This is a genomic window from Bacillus sp. SSR7 (genome assembly GCF_055902415.1).
This window is the reverse complement of record NZ_JBVVXV010000001.1, coordinates 591,121-609,533: the sequence shown is the minus strand read 5'-3', so window position 1 is coordinate 609,533 and position 18,413 is coordinate 591,121. Positions and strand designations below refer to the sequence as shown.

Genomic DNA, 18,413 nt, shown 5'->3' with positions numbered 1-18,413 from the left:
TTTGAAAATGGTCTTTTGAAATAAAATGATATTGGTATTTAGAAGGAGAGAGTTTACATGATAGAAAGTAAAGTTGTAGATTCTATACCGATTTTGAATGAGAATGATTGTCAAATATGGTGGGGAAGAATTTCGGATTTACAATCATGGCATTACAATTTACTAAATGATGTTGAACGAGAGAAGGCAAATTCATATCATCATTCGGCAGATCGTGCTCGTTTTATAATCGGTTGTGTAATTAGTAGATTAGTTCTAGGTAAAATACTTTCTATGTCACCAGTTCAAGTGCCAATTGATAGGCTGTGCCCAGTATGTAATTTACAACATGGTAGACCACAATTACCAGAGGGTATGCCGCAGTTATCGGTTTCACATTCGGGTGAATGGGTTGTTGTTGCATTTACAAAGTCTGCACCTGTAGGCGTTGATGTTGAACAAATGAATCCAAATATAGATGTAATGAAAATGGCAGAAGGTGTATTAACAGACATTGAAATAGCGCAAGTTATGAAATTACCTAATGAACAAAAAATAGAAGGTTTTTTAACATATTGGACTAGAAAGGAAGCTGTGCTCAAAGCGACAGGTGAAGGTCTAATGATTCCACCAGTGGATATTACTATATCAGCTCCAAATGAACCTCCAAACTTGTTGTTTTTTAAGGATAGACAAGAGTTAGTAGAAAATACAGTGATGAGAGATTTAAGGCCAAGTGTAGATTATACGGCTTCAATTGCAATATTCAGTAAAGAAGTCACCGAAATCATACAGCTGGATGCAGTAGCGCTTTTAAATGATAAATAAGTTTAATAAAATATTTTATAGAAGAGGTGTTCCTCATGCTAGTAGCGGAAAATAGAACAAATGAATTCACTTATCATGTACAAGCAATTAAAAATATTTTATTTTCTGGAGATACATCATCTATTCATGCTTTAGAAAAGCTTTTGAATGATACAGTTCAGTTTGATGTTCTAGAACAAGAGGTGCTTGATAGACAGTATATCCCGAAAGAAGCAAAGAGTTTCTTTGATAAAAACGGAACATTTCTTTACCGTGTATCCAATATTAGTTATAAAGGAAAAGTATTATCTGAAAATCTCATTTTTGCGGATACCTCGTTTTTACCAAATACAATAAAGAGGGAGTTAGAGAGTGGAAACATTCCAGTTGAAAAACTTATAGAAAAGATGGAAGTAAGAAGGAACGTATTATATGAAGGATATCAGCCTTCTGGGAATATTATTGAATTGTTCGATGGATGCTCTGTTTCGGCGCATGTGTATCCAACAAGAAAATATCAAATTGTAAGTAACTGCAGATGCATATTTTATATTTGCGAGGTGTATCATGCAGAAAATATAAAGCAATTACTAAATTAAAACAAGAAACCAGCCTATAAAATGGCTGGTTTCTTGTTTATTTCACAGCTTCTTTTAACTCTTTACCTGCTTTAAATGCAGGAACTTTACCAGCAGCGATTTGAATTTCTTCGCCGGTTTGTGGATTACGTCCTGTACGAGCAGATCTTTCACGAACTTCAAAAGTTCCAAAGCCAATTAATTGAACTTTATCACCAGATTGTAATGCAGTAGCAATTGTGTCAAATACAGATTGTACAGCTGCAGAAGCATCTTTTTGAGAAATATCAGCTGATTGTGCGACATTTTTAATTAATTCTGTTTTGTTCATGTTTTCACCTCATAAAAAAATTTTTTGGAATGAATGATTTAGTATAATAGATAGTAAAGATAAAGCTATTTATATTGTTAGAAAGAATGCTATATAGTTATGTTAATTTCGTTGCAAGAAACTGAATCCCTGCTAACAATTAGGGATTAATTAAGAATTGATGAATAGAAAACGCTGTAATATGAGGATGAGGGGGAGTATACGGATGATTTTTCGTGAAAAGGATGAGAAAGAAAGTATATTAATTCGTCAACATGATCATGGTTTTTTAGCTGGAGAGATTGCAAAGCATATAAAAGAAGATTTTTTTGAAGATGACACATATTTAAAAGAGACAATTGATGCAATATATGAGCATGATAGAGGATGGATAGAACTTGATAAAGTACCAATTTTGAATGATGCTAAAAATATCCCATATACATTTATGGATTGTCCAAGTTCATTACGCTTTGTCTTTTATACGATTGGTTTGAATGAAATTGAAGATTCCAATCCATACGGAGCATTACTTTGTAGTAAGCATTTTTTATCATTTCCATTAAATGAGGAAGATGAAGAGATGATGTCATTTTATACAGGGGAATTGGAACGACAAAAAAGAATATTGACAACGCTAACAAAAGAACAATTTACGATGTTCGATAAACATTATAGATTATTAAAGTTTTGCGACGAACTTTCTTTATATGTCTGTATGAATAAACCAGGGATAGAAAAGAAAGATGAAATTGATTTGTTTAAAGATGGCTTTGAAGGGACAGAAATGTTTAATAGTAAAGAGGAGAAACCTATTCAAGCTGAATGGATAGATGAGGAAACAATTCGCATTACACCGTTTCCATTTCAAACGGAATTTTATACGCACGTAAAATATAAAACTATAGATAAATGTAAAATTGAAGAAAAAGGAATTGTTAAGGCTGATAGAGAATCAAAAATGAAGAAACAAACTATTCGTTTCATACAATAAGGAGGCGATTTCGTTTGAGAGAGTACATGTTAAAACAGGTGGATTACCATGCTTGGGCTAATATACGATTATTCAATCGACTAAAAAAATTACCAAACTATGAGACTATTTTTACTGAACAGATACAGAGTGTATTTCCATCAATCAAGGATACGTTTGCCCATATTTATATTACAGATCAAGTGTGGTTACACATATTGCATGGTAAAAGTATGAATGAAGCCATACAAGGCCGAGAAGAATTACGAAAACAAATGGAAAACAAATCGTTACATGAATTAGAAAAAATGTTTGAAAACATGGCAAATCTATATAAAGACTTTTTAAGTACAATACAAGATGTGAATGCTGCATTTGTTATCGAGAATCCATATGTAGGAAAATTAGAAACTTCAATTTTAGAGTTAGTACAACATGTCGTAAATCATGGTACATATCATAGAGGAAATATAACAGCGATGATTCGTCAACTTGGTCATTCGTCGACAATGATGGATTTTGTTCTGTATTTACATATGGTTAAAAAGCAGGGAGAGTAATATAGTTTATAAGAAGGAGAGGCTTTCGTTGTAGAAGTCTCTCCTTCTATTTTATTCCGCATTAATGGTAGAGCGACTGATTAAAGTTTTACTTTATTTCTTAAGAAGCTTTATTTTCTTGTAATTGCTTCGCATATTGTACAGCCTTATATGCATTGACTCTACCGTTTTTCCAGTACGTACCTGTACCACTAATTTTATCTGTAGTAGACTCAATAATTTGGCGAATTTGTGTATTGCTATATCCTTGATTTGCTAAAAGAGCAGCAACTCCTGCGACATGAGGTGTTGCCATAGATGTACCACTTAATGATTGATACGTGCTTCCTTTATATGTGGAATATATATTTGAACCTGGTGCTGCAACATCTACCCAGCTACCATAAGTAGAAAATGAAGATTTCTTATCTGATTGATCTGTAGAAGCAACTGCAATCACTTCGCTGTAATAAGCAGGGTAATTAGCTTTTGTATTTCCAGCATTTCCAGCAGCTGCAACAATAACAGAGCCTTTATTCCATGCATATTGAACGGCTTGTTGTAATGCAGTCCCACCATTTGGAGCTCCTAAACTTAAACTAATTACTTTTGCACCCGAATCAGCAGCTTCTCGAATACCTTGTGCTACAGCATCAAGAGTACCACTTCCTTGATTATCTAATACGCGGACAGCATAAATTGAAGTTTGTGGGGCAACACCAGCAATTCCGACACTATTATTCGTAAGTGCCCCAGTAATTCCAGCGCAATGCGTACCATGACCATTACCGTCATCAGAAACATTGTCGTTATCAACATAATCATGCCCGTAAATTACTTTCGAAGCCAAATCAGGGTGTGAGCCTTGAACTCCTGTATCAATAATGGCTACTTTTACACCGGGATCACTTCGTTGGCTATCCCAAGCTTGTGGAGCTTGAATCTTTTGTAATCCGTATTGACTATTAAAATATGGGTCGTTTGGAGTCCAAAAGGCGTGAACGTAATAATTCGGTTCTGCATATTCTACATCTGGATTATTTTTATAACTCTTTATTTTTTCTTTTACAGTACCTTTTGAAAATTGTACGACTTCAAAACCTAACTTATCATCTTTAGATAAGACATTAGCTCCGACAGATTTATGAAAAGATTGCACATTACTTAAAGATGCATTTTGTTTGAACTTAACAATTAATTGGTTAGGAACGTAATCAGTAGATGATGTTTCAGCGCTTGAAGTATTCGTGTTAAAGAAGAAACCACCAATAATAAATGACAAAACAGATAGGAAAACAATGATTTTGTTTTTCAAAAGATTTTTCCTCCCTTTTCTTGGATGAGTTTTTCAGCGACACTTTAATGTCGCATTCCTTTTCAACTATATAGTTAGACCATACGATTTATGACATTTATGTGAAAAACTTTTGGAGGAATAAAAAGGAGTAAACATTGATATAAATATATTTTTAATGATAGTAATTAAGTAAAAGAGGGGATGAAAAAAGGAATGCTCATCATATATGAGTCATTCCTACTTTCATAGATTAACTTGCCTGTTTTTTATTATTTTCTTTCAATTTCTCTGCTTGTAAAAAGCGATTTGTTTCAGCAACAACAATACTACTTAACCCAATAAGACCAATTAAGTTTGGAATCGCCATAAGTCCATTTGCAATATCCGCAAATGTCCATACGATGCCTAATTTTAAATTCGCACCAATAGCAATCATGACAATAAAGGTTGCTTTATAATATTTAACAGCACTTTCTCCAAATAAATAAGCTACACATTTCTCACCGTAATACGACCAGCCTAAAATAGTAGAGTAGGCGAATAATATAATGGCGATACCTAGAATCATACTACCAGCAATGCCAAATACGGATTGGAACGCAAGTGTTGTAGCTTCAACCCCAGTTTTACCAGACTTCCATGCACCTGTAGTAATTAATACAAGTCCTGTAATTGTACATACAATAAACGTATCTAGAAAAGTACCAGTCATAGAAACTAAAGCTTGCTTTGCAGGTGAATCTGTTTTTGCAGCCGCCGCAGCAATAGGGGCACTACCTAAACCAGCTTCGTTCGCAAATACACCGCGCGCCATTCCGATTTGAATCGCTGATGCAACAGTCGCACCGATAAAACCACCAGCTGCTGCAGTACCATTAAATGCACCAGAAAAAATAAGTAAAAATGCTTCAGGAATTTGATCGTAGTGATAGAAAATAATGATAAGACCAGCGATGATATAAAAGAAAGCTTTAATAGGAACGATATATCCTGTCACTTTCCCGATTTTTTTAACACCGCCTAAAATAACGATAGCGATTAAAAATGACATTACTATACCAGTTAAAGCAGGAGGGAAAGAGAAATTAATTCGCATTGCCTCTGCAACAGAGTTAGATTGCACCATATTCCCGATACCGAAAGAAGCAGTTGTACCGAATATAGCGAATAAAACTGCAAGCCATTTCTTACCTAAACCACGTTCTAAATAGTACATTGGTCCACCTGAATATTCGCCATTTTCATTACTAACACGGTATTTCACTGCAAGAATTGCTTCGGCATATTTTGTTGCCATACCGAACAAAGCAGTAATCCACATCCAAAAGATTGCACCGGGCCCACCGATCGTCACAGCAGTTGCAACACCTGCTATATTTCCCATTCCAATCGTTGCCGCCATAGCTGTCATAAGTGCTTGGAAGTGGCTAATATCTCCAGAGGAAGATGTATCTTCTGATTTTTTAAAAGCTAGTTTGTGAGCGTATACCAGTTTACTAAACTGTAAACCTTTTAAACGCACTGTGAGAATGATTCCAGTACCAACGAGTAATAACAACGTCGGTAATCCCCACACATAGTGATTGATTTGTTCTAATACTTTACTTACTGTCTCCATCTTTATTCTCCTTTTTTAGAAAAAATAAAAACCACTTCAAGTAAATGAAATGGTCTCTGGAGAAACAAGGGATAGAAAAATAAACCGATACAAATCGGCTTTTTCTTTCGCTTGTCTCTGTCCTTTTACCTGAGAGATTATCCGCTAGAATAGCGGATTTGCTCCTTCGGTGCTCGTTTTCCTCTACGCTATAAAGCGAGAGGGAGTCTCTCCAGAGATTCGTCCCCATGCAGTTCTACTTGTAAACAAGACCTGAGAGTTTCAAAGTCGGTTAACAACTTTTTGCCCCGTCGGTAGATCAATAGACCTTCTCCTGAATGGTTCATCCGAATTATAAAATTTATAAAAACATTGATAATAAATCAATAAAAACATTATAGACAGACAAAATGTTAATTGCAATCTTTTTTTATTGTAAAATAGTAAACAGTTTTATTTTTTTGCAAGTGCTAATTTCTCTTCAACTTCAGTTAAAGTAGATAAAGCGATGACAATATGTTGATCTGCAAGCCCTAAAGCATGTTTTGTTTTTTCAATAGTTTCATTGGTTGGAGTAGAGTTATTTGCTCCGTCTATAATCAAATTTGCTGCATTTTTCATAAAATTTGATGCGGATTTAAACTGAGTTGTGAATTCAATTAGTTGTTTTTGTATATTTATATCTGTTATGTTTTCTTCGATTTTAAGCATGTCTATTTCGTTCATAATTGTTTCGTATTGCCTGGAAACAGCATTCATTGTAACTAGTAGTTTATTTCTATCTACTGAATCTCCATTCGTGTTAATCTCTTCCCAGGCAGGCAACCAATCTTTTTCGATGATGTCATTATAATTAGTAGTTAATTCATTGATTTTAGGTTGTAATTTAGTTTTAAAAATTTTTGTATCCACTGTTTCTACAGTTGCTTTTTTGTTGTTATTTTTCACATTAGTAACATATAAAATCGTACTGAAAATGATGAAAATAGAAATAACAACAGTCCATTTAGTAAAAAGTAATTTCTGCAATATGTAACGCCTCCAAAATTTAAAAACTTATAATTCTAATATATAACAATAATGTTGTTTTAAGTAGAGAAAATAGGTTAGAAATGATTTAAATTATATTTTTTCTATACGCGAATAATTAAAGTTAGTAAAATGATAAAAGAAATATGTGAGAAAAGAGGAATTTTAGTGAAAATGAATAGAAGAAAACTAGTTTCAAATATTTCAATGACTATGCTGTTAATTAGCTTAATTGCACTCATATATTTAGACAAAGAATCTAAAATTGAAGATTTTCTGGTACCAATGTCAGCAATCCATATTAACGATGATAAGGAAGAGAATTATAAATATATAAGTGTAATGCCTATTACAAAGGCAAGTGAATGGGAGAACTTAGGGGAAAACGGGCATACTATTAGTTTTAAAAAAGGAGAGCGGAAGGTAACTGTATTACATTATCCAGGAGAAATTACGTATTCTATATTTGAAAAATGATTGATGATAAAAGAGATAGGAAATAAACGTTATTTTAGACTGTTTACTTCCTATCCTTTTTTTGGTTTTTTAATTCTGAATTATTTGAATAATAATCATTATGCGTATAGAATAAAATAGTATTTCTTACTAGAAATGAGTTGATAATTTGCCAAGTATAAAAAAAATAGGACGTTTTTGTCCTACAGATGATGAAGGATATATTATAAATGATGCACATATTGAAAAAGTGCAACCTATGTTTATGGAGGTAATACAGGAAATAAAAAATACTTGTTGTGAATTGTTACAGGATGATTTACACAGTGTTTATATAAGAGGCTCAATTCCAAGGGGGATTGGAATTGAAGGAATTGCAGATATAGATGTAATTATAGTAGTACGAAAGGATCCCAAATTAATAGACTTAAGTTGGCGAAAGAAACTAGAAGTTCAAAGTTTGCAAAAGTTTAATTGTATAACAGGAGTGGAATTGAGTTTTTACAGTGAAAAAGAAGTGATAAATTCAAAGAGTTTTTCTTTTATAAGCTTTATGATACAGACACATGGAGTATGTATATGTGGTGAAGATGTAACATCGTCTTTACCTAAATATAAAGTAAGTCAGGAGTTAGCCCATGAACACCTTATTCAACTGGGGAAACAAATTGGACAAGCACGCAAAGAGTTAATACATAATAAAGGCGTGGAAGATATAGAAGATTGTTGTCGTTGGATTATGAAGATAATAATCAGGTCAGGTCTGGCATTGACAATTGAGAGAGAAGGGCTTTATTCCAGAGACTTATATCCTGCATATGAATTATTTAGTAAGCATTTTCCTGAACAAGAAAAAAATATGAGAAAGGCATTACAATATGTAATTGAGCCGATAAATGATATAAATGAAATTTTATTATTTTTAAGTACATTTGGTGAATGGCTAATAGAAAGAGCGGCTGATTTTTTGAATAATATAGATAACCAGAATAACATAAAAATATTATGTAAACAAAAAAGAGGGAGAAAGTGAAATGAATGTTCGTGTAGGTGGAAATGTAGAAAATATTGCAAATGGGAAATGGAATATAAGATAAGGGGGAATTAAAAATGCTACTAAAAACAATCTACTGTAAGGTAGAAGAAGAGAAAAAAGAATTGTTTTCAAAAGCACAAGAAAAATGGCAAGATATACAGTATCTAGATGGATTTCATGGACAATTTGGTGGATGGCATAAAGATGAGGCATGCGTATTTACTTTATGGGAAGATAGAAGTGCGTATCAATCATTTATGAATGGTGCTCACGATACAATTTATGTAAATAGCAATCAAGCGGATACTTTTCTTTCATGTGAAATTGAACTGTTTCAAACGTTGTATGATATAGCTGATACGCATTTGAAAGATGTTGTGACAGAAGGCTCATTCGTAAGAGTTGCTATATGTGATTTAAAGTTAGGAAAGGAAAAGTATTTTTTACATAAGCAAGAAACAATTTGGAATAAAGGAATGGAAAAAGCAAAAGGAATGTTAGGTGGAGTAGTTGGGAAGTCTTTAAAAAATGAGAACCGTTACATAGTGTTCACTTATTGGAAAGATGAAATGGCTCATCAACATTATGTGGAAGAGATGTTTCCAGGTTTATATAAATTAGCTAATATTCATGAAGATATAGAAGATATAAGAGGAAAACAAGCTGTATGTAAGGAAGAATGGCTTGTATATTAAGCGCGGAAAAAGTGCATAAATGAATGTATAATAAAGATATTTTCTTATAAATGAGTAATTAATAGAAGACGTTATATACCCTTTCATGTTAATATATTTAAGTTATAATAGCAGGCTTACCCTTTTGTATTGTACGGTAGAAGCAGTGTGAGCTAGAATTTTTTTAGAAAAGGAAGTGCCTAATTTGCGTATCAATAAATTTATTAGTGAAGCTGGAAAAGCGTCTCGACGCGGAGCAGATAAATTAATTAATGAGAGAAGAGTAATTATTAACGGTAAGGTTGCAAAAATTGGTGACCAAGTGAATCCAGGTGATGATGTACGCGTAAATGGAGAGCAACTTCGTATTGCTCGAGATCACGTATATATCGCTTTAAATAAGCCAGTAGGTATTACATGTACAAGTGAAAAATCAGTAAAAGGTAATATTATCGATTTAGTGAATCACCCTTTACGAATTAGCCATATTGGACGTCTTGATAAAGACTCAGATGGTTTAATTTTGTTAACGAATGATGGTGATATTGTTAATGAGATTTTACGTGCTGAAAACAAACATGAGAAAGAATATATCGTTTCAGTAGATAAGCCAATTACACCCGATTTCTTAGAAAAAATGGCGGCAGGTGTTAAAATTTTAGGTACAAAAACACTTCCTTGTGAGATCACACAGTTATCAAAATATGAGTTCAAAATTATTTTAACACAAGGGTTGAATCGCCAAATTCGTCGTATGTGTGAAGCTTTAGGTTATCAAGTATACACGTTAAAACGTACGAGAATTATGAATATTGAATTAAATAATTTACCCGTTGGACAGTGGAGAGATTTAACAAAAAAAGAGAAACGCCGTCTATTTGCAGACTTAAATTACGAACCACAAGATTGGTAAAATTGTGAAGTGAAACCAAAAAAATTTGGTTTCACTTTTTTTAATTAAATAAATAATTTTTTTAAACACTTGCAAAAATAAAATGAATAAGATATAGTAAATAACAATTAATGGATGTACTTAAAAAAGCAAAGAAAAGGACACGAGTTATTTTCCCCGGTTATACAGAGAAGGAAGGAAAGCTGAGAACTTCCTAACGCAGAAAAATAACTTACCACCTTAGAGCTGCACTAGGGAAACTAAGTATCTAGTGCCGTGTAAGCGACGTTATCGCAAAAGAAGCCATTATGTTTTTTTGTGATGGGAATCTGGGTGGAACCACGGATATAAGCATATTCGTCCCTATTTTAGGGATGAATATGCTTTTTTGCATTCAATTTCATAATAAGCGAAGAAAAGGACACGAGTTATTTTCCCCGGTTGTACAGAGAAGGAAGGAAAGCTGAGAACTTCCTAACGCAGAAAAATAACTTACCACCTTAGAGCTGCACTAGGGAAACTAAGTATCTAGTGCCGTGTAAGCGACGTTACCGTAAAAGAAGCCATTGTTTGTTTGCAATGGGAATCTGGGTGGAACCACGGGTATAAGCACGCTCGTCCCTATTTTAGGGATGAGTGTGCTTTTTATTATGAAATGGAGAGATGAAAAATGAAAGAACAAATGATTGAAATTAAATTTCCAGATGGTAGCGTGAAAGAATTTGTAAAAGGAATTACTTTAGAAGAAATTGCGGGATCCATTAGCAGTAGCTTAAAAAAGAAAGCAGTCGCGGGGAAAGTAAATGATGGGTTATATGATTTACGCCGAAATATTGAAGAAAATGCGGAAGTAGAAATCATTACTATAGATTCAGATGAAGGTGTAGAAATTGCAAGACACTCCGCGGCACATATCTTAGCGCAAGCTGTAAAAAGATTGTATGGTGATATAAATCTTGGAGTAGGGCCTGTTATTGAAAATGGTTTTTATTATGATATGGATCTTCCAAGTAGTGTAAATGTAGAAGATTTACCGAAAATCGAAAAAGAAATGAAAAAAATTATAAATGAAAATGTAAAAATAGAACGAGTTGAAGTTTCACGAGAAGAGGCAAAAACATTGTTTCAAGAAATGAATGATCATCTGAAATTAGAATTGTTAGAGGCAATTCCTAGTGGGGAAAGTGTAACACTATATAAACAAGGTGAATTTGTAGATTTATGTAGAGGACCGCATTTACCTTCAACAGGCTATTTGAAAGCTTTCCAATTAACTCACGTTTCAGGTGCATATTGGCGAGGAGATAGTAATAATCAAGTGCTTCAGCGTATATATGGTGTTGCATTCTTTTCTCAAAAAGAATTAGAAGAGTATTTACATTTCGTTGAAGAAGCAGCAAAAAGAAATCATCGTAAGTTAGGCAGTGAGCTTGAGTTATTTATGTTTTCTGAAGAGGCTCCGGGAATGCCGTTTTATTTACCGAAAGGACAAATAATTCGTAACGAATTGGAAGCATTTTTAAGAGAAATTCAAAAAGAGTACAATTATCAAGAAGTACGCACTCCGTTCATGATGAACCAAGAAGTATGGGAGAGATCAGGGCACTGGGGACATTATAAAGATAATATGTATTTCTCTGAAGTAGATAATAAAAGTTTTGCATTAAAACCGATGAACTGCCCAGGGCACATGCTTATGTTTAAAAATAAATTGCATTCTTATCGTGAATTACCGATTCGTATGTGTGAATTTGGTCAAGTACATCGTCATGAATTTAGTGGTGCGTTAAACGGGTTATTAAGAGTACGTACTTTCTGCCAAGATGATGCACATTTATTTGTAACTCCAAAACAAATTGAAGATGAAATTAAATCAGTAATGGCGCAAATTGATTACGTATATAAAACTTTTGGATTCGAATATGAAGTAGAGCTTTCTACTCGTCCAGAAGATTCAATGGGTGATGATAAATTATGGGAGCAAGCAGAAGCAGCATTAGAAAATGTATTACAATCGCTAAATTATAAATATAGACTAAATGAAGGTGACGGTGCATTTTACGGGCCGAAAATTGATTTTCATATTAAAGATGCTTTAAATAGAAGTCACCAGTGCGGAACAATCCAGCTTGATTTCCAAATGCCAGAGAAATTTGATTTAAATTATATAGATGAGAAGAATGAAAAGAAAAGACCAGTTGTTATTCACAGGGCAGTTTTAGGGTCATTAGATCGCTTCTTAGCAATATTAATTGAGCACTTTGGAGGTGCGTTCCCGGCATGGGTGGCACCAGTTCAAGTAAAAGTAATTCCAGTTTCAAATGCAGTACATGAACAATATGCCAGTGAGGTTGCATATAAATTAGCACAAGCTGGGATTCGTGTTGAACAAGATGCACGAGATGAAAAATTAGGATATAAAATAAGAGAAGCACAAATGCAAAAAGTACCGTATGTTCTTGTTATTGGGGATAAGGAAATGGAAAGCGGAGCTGTAAATGTACGTAAATATGGGGAAGAGAAGTCAGAAGTTATTGCGCTAGATGTATTTGTGGCAAGTATTGAAGAAGAAATAAAGAATAGAAAATATTGATTGTAAAGAAAACACACTATTAGAAATTAGTGTGTTTTCTTTTTTATCTTACAAAAATGTAAGGTAAATGTAAGCGAAATCGAGGGAACGAGTTGTAGAAAAATGAGAATATGAAGTAGGAAATAGGTTCATGTTATCCGTGTAATCCTTTCTGATTGAAAAATTAAAAAATTCTTAAGGGTTTACATGAGAAAAAGATAAGAAATATGTGAGAAATTAATTGTATACAAAAGGGATGGAGTGAAAGAGATGTCAACAAATGTAGTTACTGTAGAAAGTGTAGAAAAAACGTATGGGAAAAGGAATGAGAATCAGTCAAAAGCATTAAGGGGTGTATCATTAAATATTAAAGAAGGGGAATTTGTCGGGATTATGGGTCCTTCTGGATCTGGAAAAACGACTTTACTAAATGTGATTAGTACATTGGATCAAGCGACAGGTGGTAGTGTGACAATAGCTGGTACAAATATTACTTCTATGAAGGGGAATGCATTATCAGATTTTCGATCTCAAAAATTAGGGTTCATCTTTCAAGATTTTAACTTACTAGAAAACTTATCAATTTATGAAAATATTGCTTTACCACTTTCTCTGCAAGGTGTACCGTCAAGCGAGATTACGGGAAAGGTAAATGAGGTGGCGAAGAAATTAGGGATTACTGAAATTTTAACAAAATATCCAACTGCTGTTTCTGGTGGACAAAAGCAAAGAACAGCGGCAGCACGAGCTTTAGTACATAATCCAGCAATCGTATTAGCAGATGAACCGACAGGAGCGCTTGATAGTAAAAATGCAAAAAGCTTATTAGAAGCGATGCAAGATTTACATGAAAATCACAATGTAAGTATTTTGATGGTTACACACGATGCATTTAGTGCGAGTTATTGTGAGCGTATATTATTTATTCAAGATGGTCTTCTGTATAAAGAATTAAAGCGTCAAGGAACGCGAGAAAGTTTCTATCAAGACATTTTAGGTGTGCTCGCTCATATGGGCTCAGCTGCTGAGTCTAAGTAGGGGGCGAGACTATGTTATTCAAATTATCACGTCATAGTATGAAAAAGATGTTAAAAGATTATATGGTTTTACTTATCGGTCTCGTTATTAGTATTAGTATTTTTTACATGTTCCAAACGATGGCGATGAATAGTGAATTTACGAAAGATAATAGTCTAATTAGTAGTATTAGACTCGTATTCTGGGTAGGTGCAATATTATTATCTTTCATTACTGTATTTTATATTATATATGCCAATTCTTTCTTACTTACGTTAAGGAGAAAAGAACTTGGTATGTACATGATGCTCGGAGCGAAAAAGAAAAAAGTAGCACAGTTATTATTTATTGAAACATTCGGTATGGGTATTGTCAGTATTATTATAGGAATTTTAGTAGGGATGTTACTTGCAAGTGTAGCAGGAAACTTTTTAATAAATGGTATGGAAATTTCAGCAAAAGGTAGTTATTCATCTGTATATACACCAGCAATCATAGTTACAGCTATTTTCTTTTTAGTACTATTTTTTATTACTGGTTTAATGAATAGCATCCGTTTATTACGTAAAACAGAATTAGAATTAATACGTGAAGATGAAACACTAGATGAAGTGAAGAAAAGCAAAACTCGCATTATTATAATGACTGTACTTGGTGTATTACTAGTAAGTACAGGATACTATTTTATGATAAATATAAAAACGTTTGCTGAACTCGGTTTTATAATAGCAACAATTGTTACAACACTTGGAACATATTTTATCTTTAGTTCATTGCTCCCATTTTTTGTGATGAAAATGAAAGGGAATAAAAAACGAAATGAAACGGGCTTAAATAGTTTTACATATGCACAGCTACGTTTCCGAGTGAATAGCTTATCGAGAGTACTAGGTACTGTAGCAATGTTAATTGCATTAGGCGCAGGTGCGATGACTGCAGGTATGGCATTCCAAAAAAATGTAGGTATTATGACAGACTTCTCACGTGTTTATGATGTCGTAATTCATGATCCAAATGAACAAGATACAGCTGCATTAAAAGAAATGGAAATTGTTGAAGAAAGCCAGTACAAGTATAAAGTTGATGGAGAAGCGGTTTATTACTTACGTAACGACTTAACTGCGAAACCGCCACTTGTTTCAGACCACTTTGATACAAAAACTTTAAAAGAGCCTGTTCGTAAACGTGTGACTGAACCTTTAACTGAACCTGTATATTCTGCTTTAGAGGCTCCTGAATTAGCAAAATTCCCTCGTATGCCGAGAGATTGGGAAGATGCAATTGTAAGAGAGATACAAATTACACATAATCAATTTAACGGAAAACCTGTAAGAATTGCAGATGAAGCGCATTATAAAGGAATTCAAGGAACAGAACACACTGTAACATTAGCAAAAGTAGATGATATGAAAAAGTATAAACCGTTGTTGATCGAAATAGATAAGAGACAAAAAGAACAAATTGAAAAAACAACAGGTACAAAAGTAGACTTATTTACGAAAATGACAATTTATCAATTTATGAACAGTTTCATGAGCGGAACAATGTTTATGGGATTCTTCCTCGGAATTGCCTTTTTAGCAATGATGGCAAGTTCACTAATGTTCAAAATATTAACAGGTGCTTCTCGTGATGTACGCCGTTATGAAATGTTACGAAAAATCGGTGTGAGACGCAGTATGTTAACGAAAAGTATATATAAAGAAATTTCATATTTATTTATCTTCCCAGCAATCATTGGTATTTCCCACGTGTTAGTAGGGCTTAACCTATTTAGTTTTATATTAGTTGACCCGTTTGTAAAAGTATGGGTGCCGATTGGGATCTTCTTAGTCATTTATTTCATCTATTACTGGATAACAGTTCAATTGTATAAAGGAATGGTAATGCCGAAAGAAGAAGTAGCGAAATAGTTTATGAAAAGAGTCCTTGTTTGAAAACAAGGGCTTTTTTTCTATATTTGTAATACCTGTGATCAAGTTTTTCTACAATTAATGTATTGAAAATTAAGAAAATATTAAGAGTTTATATAGCGGAATGTTAAGAAGTGTATAGGATATTCATAATGTAGTTTTATAGAATTAAATTGTTATTTTTACAAATTTATAAGAAAGGATGCATCTTATGAAGAAGATAAAAAAATTAATAACATTTATTGGAGTCATAACTACATTAATACTAATGGTAGCGCTAGTATTTCCTACATGGACCTCGCAAATAAAGGGGAAAAACAGTATAAGTACATTAGAGCAAGTAGAGATAAATGGAAGTGATCATGAAATTATGATACGCGGTAAAGATAAGAGGAATCCAGTTATTATCTTTGTTCATGGTGGACCAGGCTCTTCAGAAATGCCATATGCTCAAAAATACCAGGATTTATTGGAAGAGAAATTCACGATTGTTAATTACGATCAAAGAGCAAGTGGAAAATCGTATCACTTCTTTGAAGACTATTCGAACCTTTCATCAGACCTATTAGTAGAGGATTTATTAGCTATGACAGATTACGTTTCAAAACGTCTTGGTAAAGATAAAGTAATATTGATCGGCCATTCTTACGGTACATATATTGGAATGCAAGCTGCTAATAAAGCACCTGAAAAATACGAAGCGTATGTTGGGATAGGGCAGATGAGTGATACAGTAGAAGGTGAGATGGATAGTTTACAGTTTGTCATAGAAGAAGCGAAAAATGCAGGCAATGAAGAGGAAGTTTTCTATTTAAATGGATTGACTGAAAAAATTAAAAATGGCGATACATACACTCCGCGAAATTATGTTGCGAAATATGGCGGAACATCAAGACTCATTGAAAACTCAGATGGTGATAACATCGGAATGTTACTCAGTAATGAATATAACTTGTTTGACGTAATTCGTTATAACGTGGGATTATCAAAATCTCAAACTGTCTTATTAGAAAAGGATTTAAAGAATCCATTACCTAATAAGGTGAATAAAATGAAGCTACCGCTTTATTTCCTTATGGGGAAATATGATTATAACACTTCATTTCACGCAGCGAAAACATATTTTGATGCGGTTGAAGCAGAGCAAAAAGAATTTATTACTTTTGAAAAATCCGCGCATTATCCGCAATTTGAAGAGAAGGAAAAGTTTTATGAGTGGATGTGCGATACATTTGTAAAATAAAGTGTATCCGAACTATAGAGAATTAAAAAAGTTAGCGAGATATATCATAAAAAAAGCGAAGTTAAATAAAAAAGACTCTTGTATAAAAAAAACAAGAGCCTTTTTTATAATGTTCTCTATGTAGAAGGAAAAGATTGGATAATGGTCGAAAAATATAATATAACTTCCGAGAAATGACTAAAATAATACCATTTTGTCGAGAGAAAGGATACGAAGTATGAAAGAAATGCTACAGTTATTTCGCAACAAAGTGTATGCACGTTTTTTTCTAGCAAATATTTTAGAACGACTTGGTTCTATGATTGCTGGAATTTCTTTAATGTTTTACTTGTTAGATCAATACGGAAAACAACCAGTTTACGCAACGATGACACAAATTATGATTGCGTTACCTGCATTAATCTTTTTTCTATTAGTAGGGACAGTAGTGGATCGTTTTGATAGACAACGTATTTGTACGGTAAGTAATATATGTTGTTCGCTCTGTAATATTGGAATCTTAATTTCGCTTTATTACGGGATGATTATACTTGTCTTTATATTTTTATTTTTAGAAAATGCATGTATACAATTTTTCTCTCCATCAGAACAGTCGATGATACAGGGAGTAGTTGAATCAGACCAATACGGTGCAGCAGCGGGTATGAATCAAATGGTAAATAGTTTGTATGCTTTGTTTGGTGTAGGAATTGCAACGATCGTGTACTGGACTTTTGGAATTTACGGGAGCATTTTAGTAAATACGCTCACTTTTATTATGAGTGGTATTTTGATTCAAACGATCTCCATTCCAGAAAAAGTTCGTTTACCAAATGGGAGAACAAAATGGAAAGAAGTTAATTTGAAGATGTTAATAACAGAGTTTCAAGGAGGGATCAAGTATATATATCGAAATGAAACTTTAAAAAAATTACTATTGGGATTTATCGTATTTGGCTTATTAAATGGTATTTTAAGCGTATCTACTACTTACATATTAAAATACAAATTAGCACCAACAACGTATGAAAGTTTAGCAATGGTGGGCGGTGTAGTTGGAGGGATTTCATTACTAATTGGAAGCATAGTAGCAACGAGTATAGGTAAGAAATATGCACCAAAATCTATTATAGTTTTTGGTATGGCAGGCTCAGGAGTCTTCTTCGGTATGTGTTACTTTGTAAATTATGTATGGTCTTTTTATGTATGTATCGCTTTTGCGACTTTCTTTTTACCGTTTATTAATGTTGCAATATCGGGCTGGATGTATGAAATTGTAGAAGAGTCATTCATGGGGCGTGTACAAAGCTTGCTTAGTCCATTAACGACGGGATTCCAGCTTTTATCTCTCGGTGCGATAGCAATGTTATTCCCAAAATGGATTCGTGCAGATACATTGTATATTATTTTATTTGGTTTATTATTATTTGTTACATGTTTATATCAAGCTATTCTACCTAGTGGGCAAAAGCGAGTACATGCTGTAGCTGAAGAGATGTGATATATTTAGTTTTTGTTTCTG

Annotated in this window: 17 protein-coding genes, 1 riboswitch and 2 other annotated features; of the genes, 13 read left to right on the top strand and 4 right to left on the bottom strand. The window is 33.4% G+C overall.

What is annotated here, in order from left to right:
• The first annotated feature begins 57 nt into the window (after window positions 1–57).
• Window positions 58–807: a 4'-phosphopantetheinyl transferase Sfp gene (gene sfp / locus AC0NJG_RS03025; protein ID WP_143881097.1), complete on the top strand. Its 750-nt coding sequence runs from the start codon at window positions 58–60 to the stop codon at window positions 805–807.
• Between the two features lie 35 nt (window positions 808–842).
• Window positions 843–1,385 carry a hypothetical protein gene (locus AC0NJG_RS03020; RefSeq protein ID WP_000959131.1) on the top strand — a complete coding sequence of 181 codons (543 nt, stop codon included), beginning with the start codon at window positions 843–845 and terminating at the stop codon, window positions 1,383–1,385.
• A 37-nt stretch (window positions 1,386–1,422) separates the two neighbouring features.
• Here the strand turns inward: AC0NJG_RS03020 and AC0NJG_RS03015 are convergent, their stop codons facing one another.
• A complete protein-coding gene (locus AC0NJG_RS03015; RefSeq protein ID WP_001043907.1) occupies window positions 1,423–1,695 on the bottom strand; it encodes an HU family DNA-binding protein in 273 nt (90 codons plus the stop codon).
• 205 nt (window positions 1,696–1,900) lie between these two features.
• Here AC0NJG_RS03015 and AC0NJG_RS03010 point away from each other — a divergent pair, with 205 nt between their 5' ends.
• Both AC0NJG_RS03010 and AC0NJG_RS03005 read left to right on the top strand, forming a co-directional pair.
• Entirely contained in the window at window positions 1,901–2,668 is a 768-nt protein-coding gene (locus tag AC0NJG_RS03010; protein ID WP_087952478.1) for a DUF3891 family protein, read from the top strand.
• A gap of 14 nt (window positions 2,669–2,682) precedes the next feature.
• Window positions 2,683–3,207 (top strand): DinB family protein, encoded by a 525-nt coding sequence (locus AC0NJG_RS03005; protein ID WP_474062828.1) that lies wholly within the window; start codon window positions 2,683–2,685, stop codon window positions 3,205–3,207.
• Between the two features lie 100 nt (window positions 3,208–3,307).
• Here AC0NJG_RS03005 and AC0NJG_RS03000 read toward each other — a convergent pair whose 3' ends face one another.
• From AC0NJG_RS03000 to AC0NJG_RS02990, 3 genes are all read right to left on the bottom strand, one after another.
• Window positions 3,308–4,501 carry a S8 family peptidase gene (locus AC0NJG_RS03000; protein WP_143881099.1) on the bottom strand — a complete coding sequence of 398 codons (1,194 nt, stop codon included), beginning with the start codon at window positions 4,499–4,501 and terminating at the stop codon, window positions 3,308–3,310.
• A gap of 232 nt (window positions 4,502–4,733) precedes the next feature.
• Window positions 4,734–6,101 (bottom strand): alanine/glycine:cation symporter family protein, encoded by a 1,368-nt coding sequence (locus AC0NJG_RS02995; RefSeq protein WP_474062827.1) that lies wholly within the window; start codon window positions 6,099–6,101, stop codon window positions 4,734–4,736.
• 107 nt (window positions 6,102–6,208) lie between these two features.
• Window positions 6,209–6,326, bottom strand: a riboswitch (glycine riboswitch).
• A 207-nt stretch (window positions 6,327–6,533) separates the two neighbouring features.
• The gene (locus AC0NJG_RS02990) at window positions 6,534–7,109 is read right to left on the bottom strand and encodes a hypothetical protein (protein WP_173601463.1); all 576 of its coding nucleotides are present in this window, start codon (window positions 7,107–7,109) and stop codon (window positions 6,534–6,536) included.
• 132 nt (window positions 7,110–7,241) lie between these two features.
• Between AC0NJG_RS02990 and AC0NJG_RS02985 the strand changes: the two genes are divergently transcribed.
• From AC0NJG_RS02985 to AC0NJG_RS02945, 9 genes are all read left to right on the top strand, one after another.
• Window positions 7,242–7,586 (top strand): hypothetical protein, encoded by a 345-nt coding sequence (locus AC0NJG_RS02985; protein WP_143881102.1) that lies wholly within the window; start codon window positions 7,242–7,244, stop codon window positions 7,584–7,586.
• A gap of 148 nt (window positions 7,587–7,734) precedes the next feature.
• A complete protein-coding gene (locus AC0NJG_RS02980) occupies window positions 7,735–8,598 on the top strand; it encodes a nucleotidyltransferase family protein (RefSeq protein ID WP_474062826.1) in 864 nt (287 codons plus the stop codon).
• A gap of 77 nt (window positions 8,599–8,675) precedes the next feature.
• Window positions 8,676–9,296, top strand: coding sequence for a YdbC family protein (locus tag AC0NJG_RS02975; protein ID WP_087952486.1), 621 nt, complete (start codon window positions 8,676–8,678; stop codon window positions 9,294–9,296).
• Between the two features lie 184 nt (window positions 9,297–9,480).
• Window positions 9,481–10,188 carry a 23S rRNA pseudouridine(2604) synthase RluF gene (rluF, locus tag AC0NJG_RS02970; RefSeq protein ID WP_001222167.1) on the top strand — a complete coding sequence of 236 codons (708 nt, stop codon included), beginning with the start codon at window positions 9,481–9,483 and terminating at the stop codon, window positions 10,186–10,188.
• A 122-nt stretch (window positions 10,189–10,310) separates the two neighbouring features.
• Window positions 10,311–10,535 (top strand) — a binding site (T-box leader).
• Window positions 10,536–10,570: 35 nt separating this feature from the next.
• Window positions 10,571–10,793: a binding site (T-box leader), on the top strand.
• A 44-nt stretch (window positions 10,794–10,837) separates the two neighbouring features.
• On the top strand, window positions 10,838–12,760 hold the full coding sequence (thrS, locus tag AC0NJG_RS02965) for a threonine--tRNA ligase (RefSeq protein ID WP_088327865.1): 1,923 nt from the start codon (window positions 10,838–10,840) through the stop codon (window positions 12,758–12,760).
• Window positions 12,761–13,009: 249 nt separating this feature from the next.
• The gene (locus AC0NJG_RS02960) at window positions 13,010–13,777 is read left to right on the top strand and encodes an ABC transporter ATP-binding protein (protein ID WP_000106419.1); all 768 of its coding nucleotides are present in this window, start codon (window positions 13,010–13,012) and stop codon (window positions 13,775–13,777) included.
• Between the two features lie 11 nt (window positions 13,778–13,788).
• Complete coding sequence (locus AC0NJG_RS02955; protein ID WP_087952489.1) at window positions 13,789–15,669, top strand: FtsX-like permease family protein; 1,881 nt, start codon at window positions 13,789–13,791, stop codon at window positions 15,667–15,669.
• A 211-nt stretch (window positions 15,670–15,880) separates the two neighbouring features.
• Window positions 15,881–16,912, top strand: a complete 1,032-nt coding sequence (locus AC0NJG_RS02950; RefSeq protein WP_474062825.1) for an alpha/beta hydrolase — start codon at window positions 15,881–15,883, stop codon at window positions 16,910–16,912.
• 208 nt (window positions 16,913–17,120) lie between these two features.
• Window positions 17,121–18,392: an MFS transporter gene (locus AC0NJG_RS02945; RefSeq protein ID WP_254918723.1), complete on the top strand. Its 1,272-nt coding sequence runs from the start codon at window positions 17,121–17,123 to the stop codon at window positions 18,390–18,392.
• Window positions 18,393–18,413 lie beyond the last annotated feature (21 nt).

Bases quoted from the DNA above. Each gene is read 5' to 3' on its own strand.
- AC0NJG_RS02955 (WP_087952489.1), top strand. From the start codon at position 13,789: ATGTTATTCAAATTATCACGTCATAGTATGAAAAAGATGTTAAAAGAT.
- AC0NJG_RS02995 (WP_474062827.1), bottom strand. From the start codon at position 6,101: ATGGAGACAGTAAGTAAAGTATTAGAACAAATCAATCACTATGTGTGG.
- AC0NJG_RS03015 (WP_001043907.1), bottom strand. From the start codon at position 1,695: ATGAACAAAACAGAATTAATTAAAAATGTCGCACAATCAGCTGATATT.
- thrS (WP_088327865.1), top strand. From the start codon at position 10,838: ATGAAAGAACAAATGATTGAAATTAAATTTCCAGATGGTAGCGTGAAA.
- AC0NJG_RS02960 (WP_000106419.1), top strand. From the start codon at position 13,010: ATGTCAACAAATGTAGTTACTGTAGAAAGTGTAGAAAAAACGTATGGG.
- AC0NJG_RS03010 (WP_087952478.1), top strand. From the start codon at position 1,901: ATGATTTTTCGTGAAAAGGATGAGAAAGAAAGTATATTAATTCGTCAA.
- AC0NJG_RS03020 (WP_000959131.1), top strand. From the start codon at position 843: ATGCTAGTAGCGGAAAATAGAACAAATGAATTCACTTATCATGTACAA.
- AC0NJG_RS02950 (WP_474062825.1), top strand. From the start codon at position 15,881: ATGAAGAAGATAAAAAAATTAATAACATTTATTGGAGTCATAACTACA.
- AC0NJG_RS02975 (WP_087952486.1), top strand. From the start codon at position 8,676: ATGCTACTAAAAACAATCTACTGTAAGGTAGAAGAAGAGAAAAAAGAA.
- sfp (WP_143881097.1), top strand. From the start codon at position 58: ATGATAGAAAGTAAAGTTGTAGATTCTATACCGATTTTGAATGAGAAT.
- AC0NJG_RS02985 (WP_143881102.1), top strand. From the start codon at position 7,242: ATGATAAAAGAAATATGTGAGAAAAGAGGAATTTTAGTGAAAATGAAT.